A 20,669-nucleotide genomic window follows, 5' to 3' on the forward strand; every position below is an offset into this window, starting at 1 on the left:
TGCCAGCAGCGCCTGGCGATGGAGCCCCCACGCTATTGCGCCCAATGCCGTCGCCGCATGAAAGTCCAGGTCACGCCGCTCGGTTGGACCGCGGAATGCTCGCGCCACGGCCGGGTCACGCCATGAGCGTCATCCAGCGTGACAGGGCAAGCCTTTGGCATCCGTACGCTCCGGCGTCGGTGACGCTGCCGTTGTGGGAGGTCGAAGGCGCCGACGGCGTGACGCTGCGGCTCCGCGACGAAACCGGCCGCCGCCATGAGGTGCTCGATGCCATGTCCTCCTGGTGGGCAGTCATCCACGGCTACCGGAACCCTGTCTTGGACACCGCGGCGAAGCGCCAACTAGACACATTCAGCCATGTGATGTTCGGCGGCCTCACCCATGAACCCGCAGTCGAACTGGCCGAACGGCTGGTTGCCATGGCTCCTTCCGCGGCGGATCGGCCACGGTTGGAGCGGGTCTTCCTGGCGGATTCGGGCTCGGTGTCCGTCGAGGTGGCGCTCAAACTAGCGGTGCAGTTCCAAACGGCTTCGGGGTTCCCCAAGAGGCAACGGTTCCTCAGCATCCGCGGCGGCTACCACGGCGATACCTTCGGGGCGATGGGCGTCTGCGACCCCGTGGACGGCATGCATTCGGCGTTCCCCGGGCTGCTCGCTGCCAATGTTTTCGCTGCGCGGCCACCCGCCGTGGGCGCGGTGCCCGAGGAAATCGCGGAATGGCAGGCGCACGTCGAGGAGCTGGCGGAGGAACACACCAACGAACTGGCCGCGATCATCGTGGAGCCGGTGCTTCAAGGCGCCGGCGGTATGTTCGTTTACGCCGCCGAATGCCTGCGAATCCTCCGCGACATCGCCGATCGACACGGGATCCTCCTGATCCTCGACGAGATCGCCACGGGCTTCGGCCGCACAGGCGAGCTGTTCGCCGCGGAACACGCCGGGATCGTTCCGGACGTCATGTGCGTCGGCAAGGCCCTTACCGGTGGCTACCTCACGCTCGCCGCGATGCTCTGCACGGGCGAGGTGGCTGCCCGCGTCTCGATCGGCGGTGCGGGTGCGCTGCTACACGGGCCCACGTTCATGGGCAATCCGCTCGCGTGTTCAGTGGCCAATGCGAGTTTGGGCATTCTCGACGACGGCACGTGGCGCAGGGTTGTGGCCCGGATCGGCTCGGGCCTCGCGGCTGGCCTCGAAGCCGCCAATGCGCTCGACGCCGTCAAGGAGGTCCGCACGATCGGCGCCGTCGGCGTCCTCGAGTTGAACACGGACGTGGACGTCGCCGCCGTGACGAGTGCCGCCGTCGGGCGCGGAGTGTGGCTGCGGCCATTCCGGAACCTTGTTTACGCGATGCCGCCCTACATCAGTACCGCCGACGAGGTCCGGCGGATGGGCGAAGGCATGGTGGCGGCCGTGGCCGAGGTGCACGGCCCATGAGCAGGTCCATGACCGCATGGTTGGAACAGCAGGCCGCGGTCCGCGAGCGCCGGGGCCTCGTCCGGACGCCCATGACGCGCCTCGGTGGGGACCCGGGAGTGGATCTGGCGAGCAACGACTATCTTGGCCTCGCGACGGATCCGAGGCTGGCAGAAGCTGCCCGGGAAGCGATCGGCCGTTGGGGTACCGGTGCCACGTCGTCTCGGCTGGTTGCCGGAACCACTGCGCTGCACCTGGAACTCGAGTCCGGGCTCGCGGACCTGACAGGCATGGAATCGGCGTTGGTCTTCTCGTCCGGCTACTTGGCCAATCTGGGAGTCACGACGGCGCTCGGCGGCCCCGGGACCCTCATCGTTGCCGACGAACATTGCCATGCTTCGCTCATTGACGGTTTCCGGCTGAGCCGTTCGAGGGTGGAAACGGTTCCGCACAACGATCTCGGCGCAACCGGGCACCAGCTGCGCACCCGCACTGAACCCCGGGCATTGATCGCGGTCGAGTCCATCTACAGCGTCTTCGGCGATGCCGCCCCGCTCCCCCAGTTGCTGGCACTGGCCGAAGAGCACGACGCGATGCTCCTCGTGGATGAAGCCCACAGCCTCGGGGTGGCGGGCAACGGCGCGTTTCAGGGCCGCGGTTCGGTGGCCGGAACGGAACTTGCCGCCCACCCCAACGTGGTGTTGACCGCGACGCTTTCCAAGTCACTCGGTAGCCAAGGTGGAGCCGTCTTGGGCAGCGCGCTGCTCCGGGAACACCTCGTCAACAGGGCACGCAGCTTCATCTTCGACACAGGACTCGCGCCGTCGTCGGCTGCCGCTGCACTGGCCGCCGTCGGAATCATCCGTGCGGAACCTTGGCGCGCCGCGGCCGTCCACCGGAACGCTTCCAGCCTCACGGCGGGACTGGTGCGTTTTCTGCAGTGGAGCGGAACCGCCGTCGAACCCTTTCAACAGGCCGGTGCCGTGCAATCCATCCCCATGTCCTCCGCTGCTGCCGCGTTTGCGGCGAGCCAGGCTGCACACCGGGCGGGTGTCCGCGTCGGCTGCTTCCGCCCGCCATCAGTTCCCGACGGCGTCTCCCGCCTCAGGCTGACGGCCCGCGCCACCCTGACGCCCCACGACATCGACTACGCGTGCGCGACGTTGCGCCGTATCTTGGAGGAAACGCCATGAAACTGCCACCAATAGTGCTGGTCACCGGGACAGACACCGGAGTCGGCAAAACGGTCACGACGGCGGCACTCGCGTCCGCCCTGCAGGCTGAGGGCCGGTCTGTGGCCGTGTACAAGCCGTGCCAGAGCGGAGCTGCTGTTGGCGACTCCGACTGCACCGAAATCGCCCGCTTGGCCGGACCGCTCACGGCCGAGGCCGGCGTCGTGCTTCAAGAACCCCTCGCCCCCGTGCCCGCAGCGGCGCTCGACAGAGTCGCCTTGCCGCGGCTGGCGGCACATGCCACGCGGGTCCGCGAACTCGCGAGCACCCATGACCACGTCCTCGTGGAGGGTTCCGGTGGACTTCTTGTGGAGCTAGACCACGACGGCGGCACGCTGGCGGATCTGGGCAGGCACCTTGGGCCGGATGCGGGCTTTGTTGTGGTTGCCCGTCCAGCCTTGGGAACCCTCAACCACACGGCGCTCACCCTCGAAGCCCTGGAACGCAGGGACCTGGCCATCCAGGGCGTCGTTCTAGGGTCGTGGCCGGACGACCCGGGCGTGCTGGAACACGGCAACCGGGTGACACTTGGCGCGTCGCGGCCGCTCCTCGGAGTGATCCCGGAACGCGCCGCGGACCTTCCTCCGGTGACCTTCCGCGAAGCAAGCGCGCACTGGCTGAGCGGCGCCTGGTCATGAGTGCCGCTTCTGCCAGCGCCCGGACCTGTCCCTACATGGTGCTGCGGGACCCCGCGGCGGTGCGGGAGGTCCTGCACCGACCTGATGACTTCAGCCCGGCGAACGCCCTCATCGCTGTGACACCGTTGTCCGGACCGTCCCTGCGGGTCCTGCAGCGAGCCCGCTTCGCATTGCCGCCCGTGCTGGCCAGCAACCATACCGATTCCCATGCCGGTATCCGGAAGGTGGTGGCCGGGTTCTTCACCCCCGCCACCGTAGGCGCTTTCGAGTCACGTATTCGCGGCATCGCGCGGGATGCGGCAACGACGGCCGCCGGGCTGCTGAAGGCGGACGGGCGCGTGGATCTCGTCCATGCGGTGGCTGCGCACCCGCCGGCGATCGTGATGCTGGAGCTTTTGGGACTCCCGGTGCGGGATCTTCCGAAATTGAAAGCCTGGAGTTTGGACTCCCTGGAACTGTTCTGGGGTTGGCCGGATTCCGAGCGGCAACTGGAACTGGCCCACAGCGCGGCGGAGTTCTACGGCTGGCTCCGGGATCTCGTCCTCGAGGCCGTGGCCTCGCCCGGGCGGAATCTCTTCGGCTCCTTGGCGGAGCACGGTCTGAGCACTCCGGAAATCTGTTCCCTCGGGTACTTCTTGCTCATCGCCGGGCAGGAAACCACCACGCAGCTCATCAGCACGGCGCTATTCCGGCTTGCCGAAGGATCGGTCGGCTTTGCCTGGGACGACGCAGCTTCCGGCTCCACGGCCCGGGACCTCATCCGGCACGTCCTGGCCACGGAATCTTCCGTTCCTACGTGGCGCCGGATTGCCGCACGGGACACGACGTTCGACGGCGGGCACATACCGGCCGGTGCTGAAATCCTGCTGGAACTCACGGGCAACCACTCAGTGTCGGAGCAGGGCCCTACGTCCTACGGACTGGCCTTCGGCTCTGGCATCCACCGCTGCCTTGGTGCGAAACTCGCGGAGCTGGAGGCCGCCGTCGTCGTACAGGAAACTGCGGCAGCGCTGCAAGGCGTTCGTTTGGCAGACCCGAGCCCTGAGTGGCTACGCTTGCTGTCCTTCCAGGCACCGCGGACGGTCAGCGTCGGTTTTTGAGGAAGTCCGTAGCTTCGTTCACGGCGGGGGCATCGGGATGGATGCTCCGGGTTTCCGATCGCTGATTCCGGGTGCGAACCCAATCGCCGGGGTGCACTTTCGGCAAGATCTTGGCGATGGCCAGCGCGCCATACATCAAAGTATTAATCGCTACGAAGGTCGCCAGAACGGCAAACCAATCGGAGTGCAGGATTCCTTCGGGAAACAAGATTCCGGTAGGAATGGAAGCAAGAATAGCCATGATTACTGCGCCTTCGAAGGTTCGCCGAATGGTGAATGGTTGAGGTGTTTCCAGGTGGCTTGCCGGTCAAGGGAAATGTCGATAATTCCCTTGACATAAATCACGTTGAGGAACATATCGAAGAACAATTCCGGAAAGAGCGTGACTGCCAAGAGGCGTGCCCGCCAGCCACCCTTCCACACAGTGACAACCCGCTCGATCGAAAAGACGATCCCGATTCCCAGCCAGAACGGGAACCAGACCCAGTTATCCAGCGACAAAACCATCAAGAGGATCAGTAGCAGGTAGGCGCTGAGCGCAATCACTCCATATCCAATGCCGAATTGCTGCGCCCAGTATCGAAGCGTCTGGGGCGTCGCTCCGTAGGCCCCCAGGTTTTCCAAGGCACCCCGCTGCCAACGAAGCCGCTGAGCCCACAATGTGCGGAAATTCGGCATCAACTCGGTGACGACGGTGCACTGCATGGGGGAAATCATGAGGCCGCCGAGGGATTTTAAGGCAATCGTGAGCTCATTGTCCTCAGTCAAAGATGCCGTATCGTAAACGTCTCCCTGAATTCCCGGAATCGACTCACCGCGACTCTGGGCAACAGTGCGCAGCGCACGGGGGCGAAAGAGCGACGCCGTGCCGGTCAGCACAAAAACGCGGCCACGCCGTCGTCCGATTTCACGGGAATACCGAATATATTCGTTGCGCTGGAACTGGCCGACAATTCCGTGCCCCTCCTCCCCGTAAAAGAGGCCACCCACGGCCATCAAGGCCCTGTCGTTGGTCATCCGCGATACTGCGACCTCCAGGAATCCATCGTCAAGGCTGGTGTCGGCGTCCATCACCATGACGACGTCGTTATCGCCTTGGCCGGGCAGCAGCCACTTCAGCGCTTGGTTGAGTGCGCCGGCCTTCTTTTTCGTATTGTTCACTGATTCGAAGACCTCAACTCCGGCCTCGCGGGCAAGAGCTGCGGTTGCATCGGTGCAATTGTCGGCAACCACAATCACGCGTTCCGGTCGATGCGATTGGGTCAAAAGGGAGGCAATGGTGGCCGGCAACGAAGCTTCTTCATTGTGTGCCGGAATCAAGACGGTCACCGTTACCGGGCCGGCGTACATACCGCGGGTTTCCGCCATGACGATCTTTGGCGCCAGCGGCGTCCGGGGATTGGCGGATCGGCGGGACCTGTTGGCGATGCGCCGCTCCAGCAAAGCCACTCCAGCGGACAGCAGAAGTGCAAAGGCGATGGCCGTCAGAATGACGCGAGGTTGCGGCGCCACGGAATCGTAGAGGACGCTCCAGACGCCAAGGACAATGCCCTCGGCCCGCGACTCGACCGCAGAATTCCCGGTTGACGCAATACCGAACCACAATAGAGCCGCAGCACCGCCAACTGTTACCGCTATAACGATGCCTACTAAACGCTGAAATATCCCTCGACTCACCGGCGAATGTTATCAGTCGTTCGCCGCGGGAAGAATTCACGTTCTCGCGGGAGCCGGAAGATCAAGTGAGCGGGCGTTTCGGATTTGGGCGCGATACGTGAGCGAGGGTTTCGGATTTGGGCCCGATACGTGAGCGGGCGTTTCGAGGGGGCGCCCACATACGTGAGCGGGCGTTGGAGGGGGCGCTGCGTAGACTGAGGATATGGGCGAGAGCCGCGACCTGCTGACGCCTGAGCAACGCAGCCTGAACATGTCCAAGATCCGGGGCAAGAACACCAAGCCCGAGCTCTTGGTCCGTCGGCTCCTGCATGCCAAGGGTTACCGGTACCGGCTCCACGGCCGGGCCGCGGGCGGGAAGTTGCCCGGCAGCCCGGATCTCGTGTTTGCCGGCCGTCGCAAGGTGATTTTCGTGAACGGATGCTTCTGGCACTTCCACGATTGCAAGGCAGGCCTGCACGCGCCGACGGCCAACGCGGACTTTTGGGAAGCCAAGCGCAACCGGACCCGGGAGCGCGACGCCGGGCAGCGCGAACTGCTGAGAGCCTCAGGATGGGAGGTTCTCACCGTGTGGGAATGCGAACTGCGGGACCGTTCGGCCTTGGAGAGTCAGCTCACGCAGTTCCTCGACGGCGGCCGAACAGGAAATAGCTCAGCGGCCCAAAGAAATTGATGAAGCTTGCGGCCCGCCATAGGGCTTTGTTTCCCCTGATCTGGGCCGCGGGGGTCTTGGAAATGCTGCGTTGTGCCGCGATGAGCAACGCCATCTGTCCCGCACCCACCACAAGCACGCCTACCCGTTGCCCCGGAGTCATGTCCTTCCAGGACTTTTTCTTTTTCTTGCTGTGCATGGCGCCTCCATCTGCAGTGACTTGCCCTCTCAGGCTAGTCCGCCCGCCGCCTGGACGGAACAGCTCCCCACCGCCTCCCTAACCTCGCTCCGCTCGGCCAGGGAACCCGGGCGGCGGAGGCCCCTGCTGCGGAGCGTTACAGACGCGCCTGGCGCACCACTTCTCCCCAGGACTGCTGGGCCAGGTCCGTGACGGCGGCAAGGATCTCCGCCGGCGGGCGAGACAAGTCCAGGGGGTACTCCACAATGTCGATGTCCGTGTTGAGGATCCGCCGCAGCTTCATCTCCCCCTTGCCCGCGTAGACCAGCCACGCCGTCGGCACTTGCAGGGCCGTGCAGTAGGCCAGGAGTTGGTAATGGTCCGCGTTCAACGATGCCCCGGAGTCGGTAGCCGAGGCGTATTTGGAGTCGTACACCACCACTGGCCTGCCACCCAGGAAATGCACGGCGTCGGGGCGCACGGTGAGCCGGTCCGAATCCCGCACAGCTTCGTTGAGCGTCGCGCCGTATTGAAGCCGCATTTCACCGGGATGTGCCCGCATGGCGGCCCGCAAAGCCACGCCCACGAATTCTTCAAACACAGTGGACATGTCCACCACAAACGAGGCGGTCTGCTGCTTCCCCTCCCCCGCTTCGGCGGAGGCATTGCGCAGGATGAGCTCGGCCAAGCGTAGGACCGGGTGGTATCGGAGGTTAATGCGGTTGGCTTGCCACGTCGGGAGGGGCGCCCCGGACTGCAGCCGCGTGACGGCGTCGAGCTTTCCCTTGAGCTGCCGCAGGCGGCTCAAGACGTCTTGCCGCACGCCGGGAACCTTGCCCATCCGCTCAAGGGCGGCCCGCAGGATGCGGTTTTCGGCGATGTCCTCGGTGAATTCGTCGTAGGAGACTTCAAGCGGAACCAGCATCCCGGGACGGCGCGAAATCTGGTCCGAGATCCGGATGCGGCCCTTGACCGTCCGGAGGGACTCGTCCACGGTGAGATACCCCTGCAGCGGACCGCGGCTGAGGGCGCGCTCCGACAACTGGGCGAGTGACTCGGCGAGGGCGCTCCACAGGTCCTTGTGCTCGACGGCGGCCACCGAATCCTCGCGGAATCCCTGGTCCCCGGCGTAGCTGAGCAAGAAAAGCAGCCGGTTCAGGCCGAGACGGTCCTTGGGCCGAACCTCGAACTGTACGGTCGGCGTCCGCACGGACCCCACCTTGCCCACCGGCTCGATGCGGTAGAGGCCCATCCCCATGGGAGAGGCCTTCGCGAGCCCACTCGAGTTGAGGAGGGCGGCTGTGTCCGGATCAAGCTTGTCCACGATCCCGCCGGAGAGCTCGTCCATGACGATGTGCCGCACCGTCGAAGCTTTCGGGGACGTGCGGACCGCTGGCTTTCCGGTGCCTGGTGCGCGGGTAGGCCGCGGCGGCGCGGTCTTAGCGGACTGCAAGTCGACCCAACAACTGGTCCAGACCGAAGCGCTCCTCCAGCTGGGCCCGGTTCAATTGACCGTGGTAGTGCTCCTCAAGAAGCGGCATGAGTTCGTATTTCCAGATCCGGCGCAGCCCGGCAGGGTTCTGGGCCGCGTTCTTCATGAAGTAGGAGGGGCCGATCATCAAGTCCCGGTCCCAATCGTCGATGGAGTCGTTCAGGGCGTCCAGCAGGTCCGCGTTGAGGGTGTCCAGGCCGCGGGCCGTGAGGAACCGCCGGAGCGAACCGCGGATCGGTTCCACCTTCGGATGCAACTCGACAAACGCGAAACGACGGCGGATCGCCGCGTCCATCATGGCGATGGAGCGGTCTGCCGTGTTCATGGTGCCGATGATGTAGAGGTTGTCCGGCAGGCTGAACGGTTCGTTGGGGCTGTACTGGAGGTAGATCCGGTCGTCGCGGTATTCCAGCAGGAAGTACAGCTCACCGAACACTTTCGCCAGGTTGGCGCGGTTCATCTCGTCGATGATGAGGAAGTACGGCTTGTTGGAGTTCCCGGGCTTCGCGGCCTCTTCCGCGAGGCGGCGGAGCGGCCCGGCGACGAGCTTGAACGACACCTGGCCGTCGTCGGTCTTGTCCGGCCGGTACCCCTCGAAGAAGTCCTCGTACGCATAGGACGGGTGGAACTGGACCAGCTTGACGCGCTCATCGGTGCTGTCGCCAGCGAGTTCGGCCGCCAAATGCTTCGCGAGGTAGGTCTTTCCCGTTCCCGGAGGACCGTAGAGCACCAGCTGGCGGTTCTCCTCGAGGAGTTCGGCAATCTCCTTGAGCGGCTCGAGCTCCATGTGGAGGGAAGCCGCGAACTCTTCGGTGAGGGGGCGGAACCCTTCAATGACGGGCTCGACGACGGCGTCCGGGGCGGCGGCTTCCTCGCCGTCGGACTCGGCTTCAGCGGGCAGGAGGGACTGCAGCGACTGGATGACCCTGGTGACGTCCACGACGATCCCCGACGTGGAGAGTTGGCGCTGGACGTGCCGCGGAGCCTCGGCGATCGGGTGGGTCTCGTCAAACCAACGCACCTTGCGGCGGAGCCGGCGGTTGTCCTCGTTGTGTTCCGGCTCGCCCAGGACCACGCCGATCCTGATGGCTCCGGAGTTCTGGAAAAGGGCGAGGTCGCCGGGCTTCATCACGGTCAGGAACGCGAAAACAGCGGTCTTGGTGTCCTCCCGCTCCACGTAGCCGAGGTGCTTGTAGTCCTCGTCCACGGCATGCTGCACCAGGCCCGCTGTCACGCCCGGGGCGAGTTCGCGGAGGTGCTCGACGTCGAGTGTCGCCTTTTCCTCGTCCCGCCACGCGGCGAGAAGCTCTGCAGAGTCTTGGTGCGTGCGCAGCAGCCACGCGCGCCGGCCGGGATCTCCCACTTTGCGCCACTGGCTGACGAGCTGGCGGTCGTACCAATCGATGCGCTGGCCGGCCTGTTCGTCCAAGTACAGCCGGATGCGGTTGACGTCCGCGGTGATGTCGATTTCCGTCTCGCCGTGCGCGCCGCCAACGAGTGAAGCGAAAGCGTCCCGGATTTCGCGCCGCTCGACGTCGGCAACCACTGGCTCGAAGTAGCTGGGCCACGCCAGGTATTCGATGCTGCGCCGGATGGCCGGCTGGTCCTCGGGGGTCGCCGCGGCGAGTTCGTGGAATTTCAGCGGGTCTTTGAGGGCCTTGGTGATGCTCGCGTTGGACTGGCCATCGATGTGGGCCACGAAGCGGCACAGCCAGGTCAGGTGGTCCCAGATGGTCCAGTTGAATTCCGCGGTCCGGTCACGGATGACGCCGTGATCGGTCATGCCCTGGTACAGCTCCTTGGGGAGCTGTAGCTCGGGATCGAGCCAGGACGCGGCTTCGGCCACGCGGGCGCGCTTGACCTTGAGCGATTTGACCTCGTGCGCGAGGGGCAAGGACTGCAGGAAGAGGAGTTCGACGGCGAGCAGCTTGGCCTCGCGTGATGCCCCTTCAAGGTTTTGGCGCAGGTTGGTCATCATGGGTGCCTTGGCATCTCCGACGCCGCGTTCCAAGCGCTCCAGGAGCTCGCTGGCGGCGTCCACTGTCCAAGTGCGGGTGCTGCCGTCGAGCGCCGAGGCTTTGCCTTGCAGCCCAGGGCCCAGCACGAACCACGCCGCATCTTCGATCTCCTTGGAGATACCGGGGGCACGGGTCAGTGGGGTTTTGGTGGAGGGAGTCACCATGCCAACTTACATGGTTTAACTTGGTGCTGGCATCAGCAAAGTCGGCACCCCCGCCACAGGCGTCCCGCCTCTTACGTTCTGCCACATGCGTCCCACAACTTGCCTCCTGCCGCATGTGCCCCGAGCCTTTGCGCTCCGGAAGTTCAGTGCATTCCGAAGCGGTAATGGGCAGGCACCGGCTCCCCGGGGCACACTTCTTGCCACAGCTCGGCGATCCCGTCCTCGCCTTCCCGGATATCCGGGATCTCGATGCCCTCGCGGAGCATCCCTGCAGCCTCCTGGCCTTTGCCGACGCCCCAGAGGGCGAGCGCTATCAGGAAACGGACGCGCCCGACGTCGGACATGCCGGCAGGTGCCTCGCTCGCCAAGGCGAGTGCTTGGGCGGGGTTCCCATGCCGGATGCTGAGGGTCATGGCTTCGCTGAGCAGGGGGAGGTTGGATGGTTCCAGCCGGCTCGCGACGGCCAGTTCAGCCAAGCCTTCGTCGACCTTGCCGGTGGCCAGCAGCGCGAGGGCGCGGCCCCGGTGGGCGAGGACCGTGGACCGTGGCGAGAGACCGTCGGAAATCAGCGCGGAACCGTATCCGGCGATCGCACCGTCGAGGTCCTGCCGGGCGTGCGTCATCGTGGCCAGGTGGAACTGCGCCTCCGCTCCGCCATCCTTGGCCAGCAGTTCTTCCCAATCGGCCCCAGCCACGAAGGTCTCAGCGCCCAGGAAACCCACCCCATCCAGCAGGCTGTGCCACGGGCCTGTTTCCTCGGTGGCCTCAGGGTTTGCATCGTCGGCGAAGGGAGTGCCGCTTTCGTCCAGCCACGCGCGGCCTGAGTGTCGGCGTCGGGCGCTCTCCAAAGCACCCCAAGCGCTGCCGCGCACGAGCATCTCGTCCGGAGGCAGGGCATAGTTCCGCGTGGCCTCGGCGAGGGCGATTTCGAGCTCCGCGTCCGGGACGAGGTCCTCGAGCCGGGCGTTGGCGTGGGTAACGGCCGCAGCCCAATCCTCGACATGGGAGGTCGCCGGATCCAGCTTGGCGTTGCCGTAGGCCTCCACCCAGCTCCACTCGGCGCCGGCAGGCATGGCCAGGTGCTCGAACTGGGTCTGCGCGAGCCCGGCCTGGATTTCCGCGTAGGGGCCGGCACCGGGGCTGAGCCACTCCTGCCAGCGCTTCCCGCCGTCGCCCTGGCCCCACACGAACAACTTCTTCCCGCGCAGGAGGCTGGTCGACAGCATGGCCAGGCCGTCGCCGTCGTGGTCTACTGCCGCGATCCAATGCCGGTGCCCGGGCTGGATATCGAAGAAGAAATCCGCCGCGTGCGGGCTGTTGACCAGCCAGGTGGCATCCAGGCCCTGGTGTTCCGTGGGCCGGACACGGGCGATGTCGGTGGTGTAATCGCTGCCGAAGGCCTCCGTGGCGGGCGCAATCACGCGAGTTTCCGCCGTCTCGGGAACGGCGGCATTGCTCCACCAGTACATGGGGACCTCGTGGTCATGGGGGTTCCTGATGCGGACCGCGGTCAGCAGCACGTCCGAGTCCTCCGGAAGCCACATGTCCACTTGGAAAACCACTTCGCGGAGGCGTTCGAACTCCCACATGCGCAGGACGTCGTGGCCTTCGGGGGTCTTGACGATCGCGGTGTGCACCGGATCGCACGTGGTGGGCGAGTGCCCGCGGGTGCCGATGTTCCATTCGAGGCCGCCGGCGAACCAGGCCTTGCGCAGGGCGATGTTGGCGAACTGCAGGGTCCCATGGGTGTGCAGGAGATGTTTGCCCGAGGCCTTGTCGAAGAGCTCCCACAGCCGGCCGCCCAAGGTGGGGAGGACAACGGCACGCAGTTTGCTGTTCTCGAGCACGACCGCTGGCACCTCGTGGGCGGTCCGCTCGCGTGAGTAGCCGTCCTGCATCAGGTACGGGAACATGTTCGGCACCTGGCCGTAGCGGGCTGCGGCCTGCAGTTCCTGCGGGACCCCGTCGCCGATCCTGTACGGCTGGTCCAGTTCTGCCGCGACAACCGGCAACGGGCTACTGTGGCCCAACTCCGCCATGTTCAGGGTGATGGTGGAGAAGCTCAGGTTTTGCATCTTTGTGACTCCTGGAGGCTATTTTCGATCGCAATGCTTCACCTATCCTTGACCCAAGTCGCCGCCGTGTAAAGGGACCCACCCAACTGACTCGCAGTTGTTGTCGTTATGGGCGCCCAGAACGACAACAACTGCGAGCTAGTTGGGGGCGTCAGCGGGAGGCGGCGCGGGCGGCCCTCACCAGGTCCCGGTTGGTGACCATGTACGCCGTCGGGTCTGAATTGCCGGGCGCACCGAAGGAATCCGCACGGTTCTTCCACGTGGAAACCGTGGCCTTGGCTGACAAATGGACCGCGCTTAGTCCCACGGCATGCAATGCGGGGATATCGTCCAGGGCGAGTCCGCCGCCAGCCATGACCTCAAGCCGCCCCGCTGCCCGCTGGACCATCCGCTCGAGGGTCCCGATCCCGGCTCCCACCGTGGCGGCGCCCCCGGAGCTGAGCACCCGGTTGAATCCAAGCTCCACGAGCTGCTCGACGGCGTCCGCCGGGTCCGGGGTATGGTCGACGGCCCGGTGGAAGGTCAGCTGGGCGTCGGGGTTGGTCTCCAAGGCTGCGTCGGCAAGCTTTCGAGTGGCCTGGACGTCGATATCGCCGGCGGCTGTGAGGACTCCGATCACCACTCCGTGAGCCCCTTGGTTGAGCAGGAACCGGATCTCGCGGTCCATGGTGTCCACATCGGCGTCGGAGTACAGGAAATCTCCTGGCCTGCTGCGGATCAGCGGGTGGATCTCCAGCCGTCCGTCGGCAGCTTCCTGCGCGGCTTCCATCAGCCCTTGGCTCGGGGTCAGTCCCCCGAGCTCCAAGGCGCTGCAAAGTTCAATCCGGTCCGCGCCTTCTTCGGCGGCAACGGCAGCGCCCTGGGCGCCGACGGCGACGATCTCGAGTTTCATGGGGAAACTCTACGGCCACCGCAGTGCCCAGGGCGCTGCTGCAATGCTTCGCTAGGCCCGGTACGGCTCCAGCTGCTGCTTCTGCTCGGGAGTGAGCCTGCGGACGCGGCCCGTGGACTCGTCGACGAACGCCAGATGGGTAGTGGCGTTGACGCAGTCCTGGCCGGTCACGGGATCCTTGATGACGTAGTGCACGTCAAAACTCGCCCCCTTCACGGCGCCGACCCAGATCTCAACTATTGCCGGTATGTTCCGGTATTCCAAGGTCCGGACATACCGGACCTTGTGCTCCACCACAAGGGTCATGACCCCGTCTTCAACAGAGTCGAACACAGAGACCGGAGCTTCCACTCCGGGGAGTCCGGCACCGCGGGGCGGACCGAAAGCCGCGATGCGGGCCTCCTCGAGCATGCGCACGATCTGGACGTTGTTGATATGCCCGTACGCGTCCATGTCTCCCCAACGCATCGGCACTTGGACGGTGATTCGCTGGCTCAGCTGTGCACCGCCGTCGAATCATCCACAACGGCTTCCCCGGCATCCTCACCGGCAAACTGCGACATGTAAAGGCGGTAGTACGCGCCCTGCGATGCGAGCAGTTGGTTGTGGTTGCCCTGCTCCACGATGCTGCCGTTTTCCATCACGAGGATGGTGTCGGCGTCGCGGATGGTGGACAAGCGGTGGGCGATGACAAAGCTGGTGCGATCCGTGCGGAGGGCAGCCATGGCCTTCTGCAACAGCAGCTCGGTACGGGTGTCAACGGAGCTCGTGGCCTCGTCCAGGATCAACAGCGAAGGATCGGAAACGAAGGCCCGCGCGATGGTGATGAGCTGTTTCTCGCCCGCGCTGACGTTGTTGCCTTCCTCGTCGATGATGGTCTGGTAGCCATCCGGCAGGGCGCGCACGAAGCGGTCCACGTATGTGGCCTTGGCCGCTTCGATGATCTGTTCCTCGGTGGCGTCGAGGTTGCCGTACTTGATGTTGTCGTAGATGGTCCCGCCGAACAGCCAGGCATCCTGCAGCACCATTCCCACCTTGGAACGAAGCTCGGAACGGCTCAGCTCCTTGATGTCCACCCCGTCCAGGGTGATACGCCCCGAATTGAGCTCGTAGAACCGCATGACGAGGTTGACCAACGTGGTCTTGCCCGCGCCTGTGGGTCCGACAATCGCCACGGTGTGTCCGGGCTCCGCACTGAGGGAGAGGTTCTCGATGAGCGGCTTGTCGGCAACGTAGCTGAAGGACACGTTCTCGAACTCGACGTGGCCGTCCGTGCGCGGGGGCAGGTGGCGGGCCGCGTTCTCCGGCTTTTCCTCATCGGCATCCAGGAACTCGAAAACGCGCTCAGCCGAAGCCACGCCGGACTGGAGCATGTTGGCCATGCCTGCGATCTGGCCGAGCGGCTGGGTGAATTCACGCGAGTACTGGATGAACGCCGTGGCGTCGCCCAGGCTCATGGAACCGGAGGCCACACGCAAACCACCGACGACGGCGATGCCCACGTAGCTGAGGTAGGAGACGAAGTTCATCGCCGGGAAGATGATGCCGGAAACGAACTGCGCCCCGAACGAGGCCTTGTACAAGGCTTCGTTGCGTTCGTCGAAACGCTCCAGCATGTCCGCGTCGCGCCCGAAGACTTTGACGAGCTCGTGGCCCGAGAACGATTCCTCGATCTGGCCGTTGAGCGAGCCGGTGTTCTTCCACTGGGCAGCGAAGAGCTTCTGGCTGCGCGAGCCAATGACGCCGGCAAGGACGCCGGAGAGCGGCAGGGCAACCAGCGCGATGAGGGCGAGCTGCCACGACACGATGAACATCATGATGGTGATGCCGAAGACTGTCAGCACCGAGCTGACGAGCTGCGCGAACGCCTGCTGCAGCCCTTGCTGGACGTTGTCGACGTCGTTCGTCACGCGGGAGAGGATGTCGCCGCGCTGGCGAGTGTCGAAGTAGTTCAGGGGCAAGCGGTTGAGCTTGGCCTGGACGTCGTTGCGGAGCCGGTTGATGACCTTCATGACGATCTTGTTCAGGATGTAGCCCTGGGCCCACAGGAAGATGTTGGCCACGAAGTACATCAAGAGCACGATCGAGATCAGGAACGTGAGCTTGGAGAAGTTGATCCCGTTGGTGAGCTCCATCTTGGAGACCATGTCCGCGAAGTTGTTCTGGCCGGCCTGGCGGAGGCCCTCGGCGAAGGCCGCTTGGCTCACGCCGGGAGGCAATTGCTTGCCCATGACACCGCCGAAGATGACGTCCATGGCGCTGCCGAGGATCTTCGGGGCGATGACGTTCAGGACCACCGAGACCACCACGAGGCCGATGACGAAGACGACTCCGGCGGCCTCCGGCTTGAGCAGCCCGAGGAGCCGCTTGGCCGACGGTCCGAACGCCTTGGCCTTCTTGGCCGGCAGGTTGCCGAACATTCCGCCGTCGGCTTCGCCCGGCGTGTATTCGGTTTCTTCGATGTCGTCATCGTCCACAGCGGTCACTGCACCGTCAGCGGCTGCGTCCTTCGCTTCCGCGGCTTCGCGCGCGGCCTTCGCTGCTTCGGCTTTCGCGGCCCAATCGCGCTTTTGCTGATTCTGTTCGCTCATGCCACTTCCTCCGCGCTCAGCTGGGATTCGACGATCTCCTGGTACGTGGGTGACGTTTCCAGGAGTTCTTCATGGGTGCCGCGGTCAACGATCCTGCCGTTGTCCAGGACCAGGATCTGGTCCGCGTCCGCGATGGTGGAGACGCGCTGGGCCACGATGATGACCGTGGCATCCTGCGTCTTCTCCTTCAGCGCCCGGCGAAGGCGGGCGTCCGTGGCAACATCCAAGGCCGAGAAGGAGTCATCGAAAAGGTAGACCTTGGGCTGCGTCACCAGGGCGCGGGCGATGCAGAGGCGTTGCCTCTGGCCGCCGGAAACGTTGGTGCCGCCCTGGGCCACCCGTCGGTTCAGGCCGGAGGACTTTTCCATGACGAAGTCCTTGGCCTGCGCGGTTTCCAGCGCATCCCAGAGTTCCTGGTCCGTGGCGTCGGTCTTGCCGAAGCGCAGGTTGTGCTCGATGGTTCCGGAGAACAAGTAGGGCTTCTGCGGCACCGTGGCCACGCGACTGGTGATTTCATCGCGGTCCAGGCTGGTGACCGGGACGCCGTCGAGCAAGACATCGCCGGACGCGACGTCGTACAGGCGCGGCAGCAGCGACACCAAGGTGGTCTTGCCTGCGCCAGTGGACCCGATGATGGCAAGGGTCTGGCCCGGCTCCGCAGTGAAGGAGATGTTGCTCAACACGGGAGCTTCAGCGCCGGGGTATTTGAAGGTGACATCGCGGAATTCGACGCGACCCTTCTTTTCCGCGGGCGCAACCGGCGCCTTTGGATCGTGGATGGAGGGTTCGACGTCGAGGACCTCGCCGATGCGGTCCGCACACACGGAGGCGCGCGGGATCATCATGGCCATGAAGGTACCCATCATGACGGCCATGAGGATCTGCAGGAGGTACTGCAGGAAGGCAGTCAAGGAACCCACCTGCATGTTGCCCGCATCCACCCGTTGGCCGCCGAACCACAGCACTGCCGCCGTGGAAAGGTGCAGGATCATGCCGATGGCCGGGAACATCAAGACAAACAGGTTGCCGATCTTGACCGAAACGAGGGTGAGGTCCTTGTTGGCGTCGCCGAAGCGCTTGGCCTCGTAGGGTTCACGAACGAACGCCCGGACCACGCGGATGCCGATGATCTGTTCGCGCAGGACGCCGTTGATGGCGTCGATCTTCATCTGCATGGAGCGGAAGAGCGGCATGAGCCTCACCACGAGGTAGCCAACCACGGCCACCAGCAGGGGCACGGAGACCCACACGAGCCAGGAGAGGCTGAGGTCCTCGCGCAAGGCCATGATGATGCCGCCAACACACATGATGGGCGTGGAAACCATGAAGTTCAGGCCCATGAGCATGAGCATCTGGACCTGCTGGACGTCGTTGATGCCGCGGGTGATCAACGTGGGCGCGCCGAAGCTGTTGACGTCCTTGGCCGAGAAGCTGCTGACCTTGCGGAAGACGTCCCTGCGCAAGTCGCGTCCCATGGCCATGGCCACGCGGGATCCGAAGTAGACCCCCGCGATGGCCGCGATGACTTGGCCGAGCGCGACCACGAGCATCAGGGCACCGGTTTGCCAGATGTAGTTGGTGTCCCCCCGGGAAACCCCCTCATCGATGATCTTTGCGTTGAGGCTTGGAAGATAGAGGGTGGCGATCGTAGACGCCAGCTGGAAGATGATGACGGCCAGTATCTGCGGCAAATACGGCTTGGAGTAGCGCCGTATCAGGGTGACAAGCATGCCCACGGATCCTTAATGAGAGTGCGCGAATGATGACTGTGCGAATGACTAAATAATGCGAATGACTAAACACATGGATAGCAGCAGGCGCTGACAGAATTAGTCCCTCAACTCTACGAAATCCGTTGCCTCAACGAAATATCGGTAGTCGAATATCATCCTTGCGACGTAGCTGAGCCGCCGCAGCGTCCAAACTCGCTGCAGCGGCTCCGGCCACGCGTCCTGCAGGCGGTTGCCCGCCAGGCTCCCCTAGCCGGCGTGCCGCCCGGTCTCCCCTGCCCGCGAGGCGTCGCCGGCGAGGAGCAGCAAGGCTGCCCTTTCCTGGCGGCGGCGCTCACGCTTGAGTTCCTTGCGCAGCGCGGCCAACTCCTCGGCGATCCGCGACTGCTCGACGGCGGTGGCCTGCTGTTCGTGCACGCGTGCCTGGAGTTCGCGTTGTGCCCTGCTCAGCTGAAGCTGTTGCTCGGCCAGCAAGCGTTGGGTGCGGACGAGCTGGTCCTGGACTTCGCGCAGGCCGGCGGCGGGGTCAGGCCGTTCCTGGGTGAGGATGCGGGCAAACTCAAGGTCAAGCTCATCGTGCTCCTTCTCGGCCGCCGCCCGGGCGCGGCTGGCACCCAAGGGGGTGCCGCCGTCGTCGGCTGCTTGGGCAAACTCGGCGGATTCGATGACCGGCAATGCAGAGGTGTCCAGCGTCATGGCGGCCTCGCCGGAAGCGTTTGCCAGCAATTCCTTCTCCGGCGTTGCGTCCACGGTCTTCCGCAGCGGAACTTCCTTGATGAACAGCACCGCGAGGAAAGCGACCACCGCGATGACGGCAGAGATCATGAAGATCTGGGCTGTCGCGTCGCCGTAGGCGGCACGCATGATGTCGCGGATCGGGGCGGGCAAGTCCGTCAGGTCCATGCTCGCATCGCCCGAGCCACCGCTCACCGGGATGTGGGCCGCGGCGAAGCCTTGGGTGGCAAGGTCCTTGACGTGCGTAGCCATGATGGCGCCGAGCACGGAAACACCGATCGCACCGCCGACGGAGCGGAAGAATGCCACGGACGCGCTGGCCGTTCCGATGTCCTGGGCGCGGACGGTGTTCTGGACCGCGAGGACCAGGTTCTGCATCAGCAAGCCAAGGCCGAGGCCGAAGATCGCGGTGTAGCAGCACGTGACCCACAGCGCCGTGGTGTGGTCGATGGTGCCGGTGAAGGCAAGGCCGCCCGCCAGGAGCACAGTACCCGCCAGGAGGAAGCGCTTCCATTTGCCGAAGCGGCTGATGAGCTGGCCGGAGACCACCGAGCCCAGGAGGTTGCCCGCAATCATCGGCAGCGTCAGGAGCCCTGCCTCGGTGGGCGTGGCACCACGGGCTACCTGGAAGTACTGGCCGAGGAAGGTGGAGGAGCTGAACATCGCGATACCAACGGCCACAGAGGCCAGGATCGCCAAAGCGGTGGTGCGCTGGGAGATGATCTTCAGCGGGATGATGGGCTGGGCCACCTTGGATTCGACCACCACGAGGAGGGCCAGCAGGAGCACGCCGCCGCCTACCATGAGGGCGGACTGCCAGGAGATCCAGTCGTAGTAGTCCGGGTTGCCGGCGAAGGAAACCCAGATGAGGAGCAGGCTCACGCCCGAGGTCAGCAGGACGGAACCGAGCCAGTCGATCTTGGCCGGGCGCTTGACGTGCTGGATCTTGAGGGTCACCTGGAGCAGGATCAGCGCGACGACGGCGAGCGGCACGCAGACGAAGAACGTCCAGCGCCAGCCGAGCGGGCTGTCAACGATGAAGCCACCGAGGAGCGGGCCGCCGGCGGTACCGACCGCCATGACGGCGCCCATGTAGCCCGAGTACTTGCCACGGTCCCGCGGCGGGATCATGGTGCCGATGATGGCCTGGGCCAAAGCGGTGAGGCCGCCCAAGGCGATGCCTTGGATGAAGCGGGCCGTCAGCAGGAAGGGAATGCTCTGGGAGAAACCGGCCATGACAGAGCCGGCCACGAAGATCACGATGCTCAGCTGGACCAGGAGCTTCTTGTCGAAGAGGTCGGCGAGCTTGCCCCAGATGGGCGTGGTAGCGGCGTTGGCCAGCAGCGCGGCCGTGATGACCCACGCGAAGTCCGTTTGGGTGCCGTGGAGGTCGGACATGATGGTCGGCAGGGCGTTGGCCACGATGGTGCTGCTCAGGATGGCGGTAAAGAATGCCGCAAGGAGGCCCGTCAGGGCCTCCATGATCTGGCGGTGCGTCATGGGCGCGGATGACGCCGGCACCGCCGTCGAACGTTCTTGTATTCGGGTTGCCATTGCTGCTGCTCCTAAGCTGTGTGGTTCGAGTGGTGGGAGCCGGCCGCCGTTGCCCGGACTGAATGGTTGAGTGATGTGGTCAATTTCTCTAGGACCTGCCCTGCTTCCAAGGCGTCTTCCTCGCTCCATTCCGCGAGGTAGGCCCGCAGGTTGAGGCTGCGCTGTTCTTCGAAGTCCCGGACCTTCTCAATCCCGGATTCCGAAAGGGCCACCAATTGCGCGCGGCCGTCGGCGGGATCGGGGCGGCGGACCACAAGGCCGAGTTCCTCGAGTTCGGCGATGTGCCTGCTGAGGACCGGGGGGCTGACGCCGAGGCGGGAGGCTAGCTTCGTGGCCCGGGACTCCCCCTCGCCGATGAAGCGCATGACACCCTGCAGCGCGAATCCGACGTCGGCATCTTTCGCGATGTTCGCGGTCACGATGCAACGCAGCACCCGCTGGAGATCGAAGATCTGATGGACGAGTTCGGTTGCTGTGCTGGATGCGACAGCCATGGAAGACACCTCACTTTTGTTTGCCTAAAGCAACTATA

17 protein-coding genes are annotated in these 20,669 nt (G+C 64.8%); 5 read left to right on the top strand and 12 right to left on the bottom strand.

Features of this window, described 5'->3' with window-relative positions:
• Nucleotides 1–122: 122 nt before the first annotated feature.
• Genes BMF89_RS05885 through BMF89_RS05900 form a run of 4 tightly spaced genes read left to right on the top strand, consistent with a single transcriptional unit; the run spans nt 123 to nt 4,382 of the window.
• Complete coding sequence (locus BMF89_RS05885; RefSeq protein ID WP_253190724.1) at nt 123–1,433, top strand: adenosylmethionine--8-amino-7-oxononanoate transaminase; 1,311 nt, start codon at nt 123–125, stop codon at nt 1,431–1,433.
• Nucleotides 1,430–2,605, top strand: coding sequence for an 8-amino-7-oxononanoate synthase (locus BMF89_RS05890; RefSeq protein ID WP_253190725.1), 1,176 nt, complete (start codon nt 1,430–1,432; stop codon nt 2,603–2,605). Before BMF89_RS05885 ends, BMF89_RS05890 begins: the two co-directional genes overlap by 4 nt.
• Nucleotides 2,602–3,282: a dethiobiotin synthase gene (bioD, locus tag BMF89_RS05895; RefSeq protein WP_078106148.1), complete on the top strand. Its 681-nt coding sequence runs from the start codon at nt 2,602–2,604 to the stop codon at nt 3,280–3,282. Before BMF89_RS05890 ends, bioD begins: the two co-directional genes overlap by 4 nt.
• Nucleotides 3,279–4,382, top strand: a complete 1,104-nt coding sequence (locus BMF89_RS05900; protein WP_078106149.1) for a cytochrome P450 — start codon at nt 3,279–3,281, stop codon at nt 4,380–4,382. The genes bioD and BMF89_RS05900 overlap by 4 nt, the downstream gene beginning before the upstream one ends.
• Here BMF89_RS05900 and BMF89_RS05905 read toward each other — a convergent pair.
• Complete coding sequence (locus tag BMF89_RS05905) at nt 4,366–4,623, bottom strand: hypothetical protein (protein WP_253190726.1); 258 nt, start codon at nt 4,621–4,623, stop codon at nt 4,366–4,368. The genes BMF89_RS05900 and BMF89_RS05905 overlap by 17 nt on opposite strands.
• A 2-nt stretch (nt 4,624–4,625) precedes the next feature.
• On the bottom strand, nt 4,626–5,750 hold the full coding sequence (locus BMF89_RS05910; RefSeq protein ID WP_253190727.1) for a glycosyltransferase family 2 protein: 1,125 nt from the start codon (nt 5,748–5,750) through the stop codon (nt 4,626–4,628).
• Between the two features lie 511 nt (nt 5,751–6,261).
• Here BMF89_RS05910 and BMF89_RS05915 point away from each other — a divergent pair.
• Nucleotides 6,262–6,729: a very short patch repair endonuclease gene (locus BMF89_RS05915; protein ID WP_078106150.1), complete on the top strand. Its 468-nt coding sequence runs from the start codon at nt 6,262–6,264 to the stop codon at nt 6,727–6,729.
• Here the strand turns inward: BMF89_RS05915 and BMF89_RS22370 are convergent.
• The 10 genes from BMF89_RS22370 to BMF89_RS05965 form a co-directional block, all read right to left on the bottom strand.
• Nucleotides 6,671–6,907, bottom strand: a complete 237-nt coding sequence (locus BMF89_RS22370; protein WP_078106151.1) for a PLDc N-terminal domain-containing protein — start codon at nt 6,905–6,907, stop codon at nt 6,671–6,673. The two genes, BMF89_RS05915 and BMF89_RS22370, sit on opposite strands and share 59 nt — an antisense overlap.
• A gap of 136 nt (nt 6,908–7,043) precedes the next feature.
• Complete coding sequence (locus BMF89_RS05925) at nt 7,044–8,234, bottom strand: restriction endonuclease (protein ID WP_078106167.1); 1,191 nt, start codon at nt 8,232–8,234, stop codon at nt 7,044–7,046.
• 91 nt (nt 8,235–8,325) lie between these two features.
• A complete protein-coding gene (locus BMF89_RS05930; RefSeq protein ID WP_171983410.1) occupies nt 8,326–10,560 on the bottom strand; it encodes an AAA family ATPase in 2,235 nt (744 codons plus the stop codon).
• A gap of 143 nt (nt 10,561–10,703) precedes the next feature.
• Nucleotides 10,704–12,635: a DUF5107 domain-containing protein gene (locus BMF89_RS05935; protein ID WP_253190728.1), complete on the bottom strand. Its 1,932-nt coding sequence runs from the start codon at nt 12,633–12,635 to the stop codon at nt 10,704–10,706.
• A gap of 151 nt (nt 12,636–12,786) precedes the next feature.
• Nucleotides 12,787–13,527, bottom strand: a complete 741-nt coding sequence (locus BMF89_RS05940) for a copper homeostasis protein CutC (RefSeq protein WP_078106152.1) — start codon at nt 13,525–13,527, stop codon at nt 12,787–12,789.
• 51 nt (nt 13,528–13,578) lie between these two features.
• Nucleotides 13,579–13,995: a thioesterase family protein gene (locus BMF89_RS05945; protein ID WP_078106153.1), complete on the bottom strand. Its 417-nt coding sequence runs from the start codon at nt 13,993–13,995 to the stop codon at nt 13,579–13,581.
• 26 nt (nt 13,996–14,021) lie between these two features.
• Nucleotides 14,022–16,118 (bottom strand): ABC transporter ATP-binding protein, encoded by a 2,097-nt coding sequence (locus tag BMF89_RS05950; protein ID WP_078106154.1) that lies wholly within the window; start codon nt 16,116–16,118, stop codon nt 14,022–14,024.
• On the bottom strand, nt 16,115–17,848 hold the full coding sequence (locus tag BMF89_RS05955; protein ID WP_078106155.1) for an ABC transporter ATP-binding protein: 1,734 nt from the start codon (nt 17,846–17,848) through the stop codon (nt 16,115–16,117). The genes BMF89_RS05950 and BMF89_RS05955 overlap by 4 nt, the downstream gene beginning before the upstream one ends.
• Before the next feature lie 249 nt (nt 17,849–18,097).
• Entirely contained in the window at nt 18,098–20,137 is a 2,040-nt protein-coding gene (locus tag BMF89_RS05960; RefSeq protein ID WP_078106156.1) for an MDR family MFS transporter, read from the bottom strand.
• 11 nt (nt 20,138–20,148) lie between these two features.
• The gene (locus BMF89_RS05965; RefSeq protein ID WP_078106157.1) at nt 20,149–20,631 is read right to left on the bottom strand and encodes a MarR family transcriptional regulator; all 483 of its coding nucleotides are present in this window, start codon (nt 20,629–20,631) and stop codon (nt 20,149–20,151) included.
• Nucleotides 20,632–20,669 lie beyond the last annotated feature (38 nt).

Source organism: Arthrobacter sp. SRS-W-1-2016 (assembly GCF_002009585.1).
GTDB lineage: Bacteria > Actinomycetota > Actinomycetes > Actinomycetales > Micrococcaceae > Arthrobacter > Arthrobacter bambusae_A.

Excerpts from the sequence above, each read along its gene's own strand:
- BMF89_RS05885 (WP_253190724.1), top strand. The coding sequence starts at position 123 with ATGAGCGTCATCCAGCGTGACAGGGCAAGCCTTTGGCATCCGTACGCT.
- BMF89_RS05890 (WP_253190725.1), top strand. The coding sequence starts at position 1,430 with ATGAGCAGGTCCATGACCGCATGGTTGGAACAGCAGGCCGCGGTCCGC.
- bioD (WP_078106148.1), top strand. The coding sequence starts at position 2,602 with ATGAAACTGCCACCAATAGTGCTGGTCACCGGGACAGACACCGGAGTC.
- BMF89_RS05900 (WP_078106149.1), top strand. The coding sequence starts at position 3,279 with ATGAGTGCCGCTTCTGCCAGCGCCCGGACCTGTCCCTACATGGTGCTG.
- BMF89_RS05905 (WP_253190726.1), bottom strand. The coding sequence starts at position 4,623 with ATGGCTATTCTTGCTTCCATTCCTACCGGAATCTTGTTTCCCGAAGGA.
- BMF89_RS05910 (WP_253190727.1), bottom strand. The coding sequence starts at position 5,750 with ATGGCGGAAACCCGCGGTATGTACGCCGGCCCGGTAACGGTGACCGTC.
- BMF89_RS05915 (WP_078106150.1), top strand. The coding sequence starts at position 6,262 with ATGGGCGAGAGCCGCGACCTGCTGACGCCTGAGCAACGCAGCCTGAAC.
- BMF89_RS22370 (WP_078106151.1), bottom strand. The coding sequence starts at position 6,907 with ATGCACAGCAAGAAAAAGAAAAAGTCCTGGAAGGACATGACTCCGGGG.
- BMF89_RS05925 (WP_078106167.1), bottom strand. The coding sequence starts at position 8,234 with ATGGACGAGCTCTCCGGCGGGATCGTGGACAAGCTTGATCCGGACACA.
- BMF89_RS05930 (WP_171983410.1), bottom strand. The coding sequence starts at position 10,560 with ATGGTGACTCCCTCCACCAAAACCCCACTGACCCGTGCCCCCGGTATC.
- BMF89_RS05935 (WP_253190728.1), bottom strand. The coding sequence starts at position 12,635 with ATGCAAAACCTGAGCTTCTCCACCATCACCCTGAACATGGCGGAGTTG.
- BMF89_RS05940 (WP_078106152.1), bottom strand. The coding sequence starts at position 13,527 with ATGAAACTCGAGATCGTCGCCGTCGGCGCCCAGGGCGCTGCCGTTGCC.
- BMF89_RS05945 (WP_078106153.1), bottom strand. The coding sequence starts at position 13,995 with ATGCGTTGGGGAGACATGGACGCGTACGGGCATATCAACAACGTCCAG.
- BMF89_RS05950 (WP_078106154.1), bottom strand. The coding sequence starts at position 16,118 with ATGAGCGAACAGAATCAGCAAAAGCGCGATTGGGCCGCGAAAGCCGAA.
- BMF89_RS05955 (WP_078106155.1), bottom strand. The coding sequence starts at position 17,848 with ATGCTTGTCACCCTGATACGGCGCTACTCCAAGCCGTATTTGCCGCAG.
- BMF89_RS05960 (WP_078106156.1), bottom strand. The coding sequence starts at position 20,137 with ATGGCAACCCGAATACAAGAACGTTCGACGGCGGTGCCGGCGTCATCC.
- BMF89_RS05965 (WP_078106157.1), bottom strand. The coding sequence starts at position 20,631 with ATGGCTGTCGCATCCAGCACAGCAACCGAACTCGTCCATCAGATCTTC.